Annotated in this window: 3 protein-coding genes; 1 reads left to right on the top strand and 2 read right to left on the bottom strand. The window is 71.6% G+C overall.

Annotation, left to right across the window (positions count from 1 at the left end):
* Nucleotides 1-142 precede the first annotated feature (142 nt).
* Nucleotides 143-649 (top strand): nitroreductase family deazaflavin-dependent oxidoreductase, encoded by a 507-nt coding sequence (locus I6A60_RS36725; RefSeq protein ID WP_203022595.1) that lies wholly within the window; start codon nt 143-145, stop codon nt 647-649.
* Nucleotides 650-685: 36 nt separating this feature from the next.
* On the opposite strand, the gene I6A60_RS36730 is transcribed toward I6A60_RS36725, so the two are convergent.
* Together I6A60_RS36730 and I6A60_RS36735 are read right to left on the bottom strand one after the other, a co-directional pair.
* Complete coding sequence (locus tag I6A60_RS36730; RefSeq protein ID WP_203017230.1) at nt 686-1,759, bottom strand: sugar phosphate nucleotidyltransferase; 1,074 nt, start codon at nt 1,757-1,759, stop codon at nt 686-688.
* 244 nt (nt 1,760-2,003) lie between these two features.
* Nucleotides 2,004-2,918, bottom strand: a complete 915-nt coding sequence (locus tag I6A60_RS36735; protein ID WP_203017232.1) for a glycosyltransferase — start codon at nt 2,916-2,918, stop codon at nt 2,004-2,006.
* Nucleotides 2,919-3,217: the final 299 nt, after the last annotated feature.

The following is a 3,217-nucleotide window of genomic DNA, read 5'->3' on the forward strand; positions in this document are numbered from 1 at the left end:
CCCGGGCGCCCCCCCCCCCCCCGCGCCCCCCCCCGCGGCCCCCCGGGCGCCCCCCCACCCCGGGGGGGGGGGGGGCCCGCCTCTGCGTCGGGCGACCGACGGCGGCCCATCCTGATCACCAGGCCCGACTATCATCCGGCGCATGAAGATCGGTCCAGGGACGCGGTTTGGACGGCTGGCGCAGGGTTTGTCGTTGCACCCGGCATTCCAGCGGGTCGGGCCAGCGGTCGTGCCGAAGCTCGACAAGACCATGCACAAGGTCACCGGTGGCCGCGTGATGATCGGGCAGATGATGCTGCCGATGGTCATGCTGGAGCACACCGGCGCGAAGTCCGGGCTGGCGCGCAGGACCCCGCTCGCGACCATGCCCGACGGCGACGGCTTCTGGCTGGTCGGCAGCAACTACGGCCGGCCCGACCATCCGGCCTGGACGGCGAACCTGCTGGCGCACCCGGACGTCGCCGTCGTCCACCACGGCAAGCGGCAGGAGCTGCGGGCCCGCCTCGTCGACGGCGCCGAGCGGGATGCCATCTGGCCGAAGCTCACCGCCTTCTGGCCCGGCTACGCCGAGTACCAGAAGATGAACGAGCCCGGCTCCGAGCACGGCCGCGTCCTGCGCATCTTCCGCCTCGACCCGCGCCCGGCCTGATCGCCGGGCGCCCCGCCCACTCGCGGCGGCGCGGGCTCAGGCCCGGTCGGAGCTGAACCGCACGCAGCCGGCGAGCAGGGTCGCGCCTGGGAAGACCCGCACCCCGGCCCGCAGCTCGTTGCCGGGCTCGATGCGCGCGCCGTCGCCGACGACGACGCCGTCCAGCAGGACGCCGTCGCAGATCACCGCGTCCCGGCCGACCACCGAGTCGCGGACCACGGCGCCGTCGCCGACCGACGAGCCGTCGAAGAGCACCGCGCCGTCGACGGTCGCGCCGCAGCCCACGGACGCGCCCGCGCCGACCGTCGCTCCGCCGCACAGCTTGGCGTCGGCCGCGATGGTGGCCCCGCCCAGGACCAGCGCCTCCCCCACCGGCCCGGGCAGCGCGGACGACGCGATCCGTCCCTGCACCAGGTCACGGGAGCCGCGCACGAACGCGTCCGGGGTGCCCAGGTCCAGCCAGTAGGTGCTGTCCGCGTAAGCGGCGATCGGGACGCCCGCCGCCAGCAGGCCGGGGAACGTCTCCCGCTCGACCGACACCGGCCGGCCAGCCGGGATCTGGTCGATCACCGAGCGGCGGAAGACGTAACAGCCCGCGTTGATCAGGTTCGTCGGCGGATCCGGGGTCTTCTCCAGGAATGCGGTGACCCGGCCGTCGTCGTCCGTCGGGACGACGCCGAAGGCGCGCGGGTCCTCGACCTGGGTCAGGTGCAGAGTGACCGCGGTGTCGGCCGCCTGGTGGCGGGCGACGAGCGCCGCGATGTCCAGGCCGGACAGGATGTCCCCGTTGAAGATGACCACCGGGTCGTCCGGCTTGGAGCGCAGGAAGCCGGCGACGTTGCGGATCGCGCCGCCGGTGCCCAGCGGCTCGGTCTCGGTCACGTAGACAAGCTCGAGGCCCAGCGACGACCCGTCCCCGAAGTACTCCTCGAACACCTCGGCCTTGTACGAGGTGGCGAGCACGACGCGGTCGATGCCGGCATCGCGGGCGCGGGCGAGCATGTGGGCGGTGACGGGCACCCCGGCGACCGGGAGCATCGGCTTGGGGGCTGACATCGTGAGGGGCCGAAGCCGAGTCCCCTTGCCCCCCACCAGCATCACTGCGTCCATGCTGCCAAGTTTTCCAGACCGGGAACCAGGGGCTGCTGGCGCCTGCCGAAGTGGGCGGGATCGCACCGCGAGCGCAACCTCATAGCCGTATGCGGTTCACCAGCCACAGCATGAACCCGTCAGATGCGTCATCGTCTCGCTACGAAACCTTTCGACCACAGATAGCCAACAACCATTTCAGGATCGCACTCATCGACCGGGCATGTCCACCGGAACGCCAACGAACCGGGTGAACACCGGCATGTCACGGCCGCCGGGACACCGGCAGCACATCCGCCGCGGCGCGGGTGGTGCGGGCGCCTGCACTGTCCTTGGCGGCCGCCAGCGCGACCAGTAGCCGGACGGACAGCCCCACGGTCAGCAGGATCCGCAGCGGCAGGTAGGCCGGGCCCGCATATTGCCGGCACAGGTAACGCGCCATGCTGCGGTGATGGGCGACGACCATGCGCCGTGACGTGCGCTTGGTCGAATGCCCGCCGAGGTGCTCGACGACCGCACCCGGCACGTAGACGCTGCTCCAGCCCGCGACGCCGAGGCGGCGGTCGAGGTCGACGTCCTCCATGAACATGAAGTACGACTCGTCGAACCCGGCGACCGACTCGAACGCCTCCCGCCGCACCAGCTGGATCGAGCCGGACAGCCAGCCGGCCGTCGCCTCGGTTGGTGTGCCGCGTTCGCGCCGGTAGGAGGCCGTCCACGGATTCGTCGGCCAGAACCAGCCGAACAGCGCGTGCCCGGCGCCACGCCCCAGCGACGGCAGGTCGCGGGCGGACGGGTAGAGCGCGCCGTCCGGATTGATGATCCCCGGGCCGAAGGCGCCACCGCTCGGCCAGCGCTCGCCGGCCTCGACCAGCTCGTCCAGCGAGCCGGGGGTGAACGAGATGTCGGCGTTGGCGATGACGACCCACCCGCCACGCGCCCCGGCGGCACCACGGTTCGCGGCGGCGCCATAACCGAGGTTGCGGCCCGGCCGAACCAGCCGGACCTCCGGCCGCTCGGCGGCGGCCGCCGTCTGGGCGTCCAGCTCGGGCGAGTTGTCGACGACGACAACCTCGTAGCTGCGCGAGGTCGCCTTCGCCAGTGTGTCCAGGAAGCCCCGGATGATGTCGCCAGACCGAAAGGTCACCACGACAACCCGGATCTCCGGCTCAACACTCACCACAAGCGCCTCTTCCCGACGACCCCGCGAACTCCCAAGAAGGTAACCCGCCGGCATACCCGCCCATCTCGCGGTCCGCCCCATCCCAATCCCCCGGCAAACCGCAACCAAGATCCCAAGCGTCAAGCGAGCAAGATCCGAAGGCTACGCAACCAAGACCTTGACCGGCACACGACCAGGATCCTGAGCGCTACGTGACCAGAATCCTGAGCGGCACGCAACCAAGATCCCGACCCTGGACAGCGGCCACCCCCGTGCATCCGCATCCACCTCGATACAAGGCTGGCGAGGGCGCTCAG

It is taken from the genome of Frankia sp. AgB1.9, assembly GCF_016786355.1.
In the GTDB taxonomy this organism is placed as follows: Bacteria; Actinomycetota; Actinomycetes; order Frankiales; family Frankiaceae; genus Pseudofrankia.

Coding starts and splice junctions, on each gene's coding strand:
- I6A60_RS36730 (WP_203017230.1), bottom strand. CDS start 1,759: ATGGACGCAGTGATGCTGGTGGGGGGCAAGGGGACTCGGCTTCGGCCC.
- I6A60_RS36725 (WP_203022595.1), top strand. CDS start 143: ATGAAGATCGGTCCAGGGACGCGGTTTGGACGGCTGGCGCAGGGTTTG.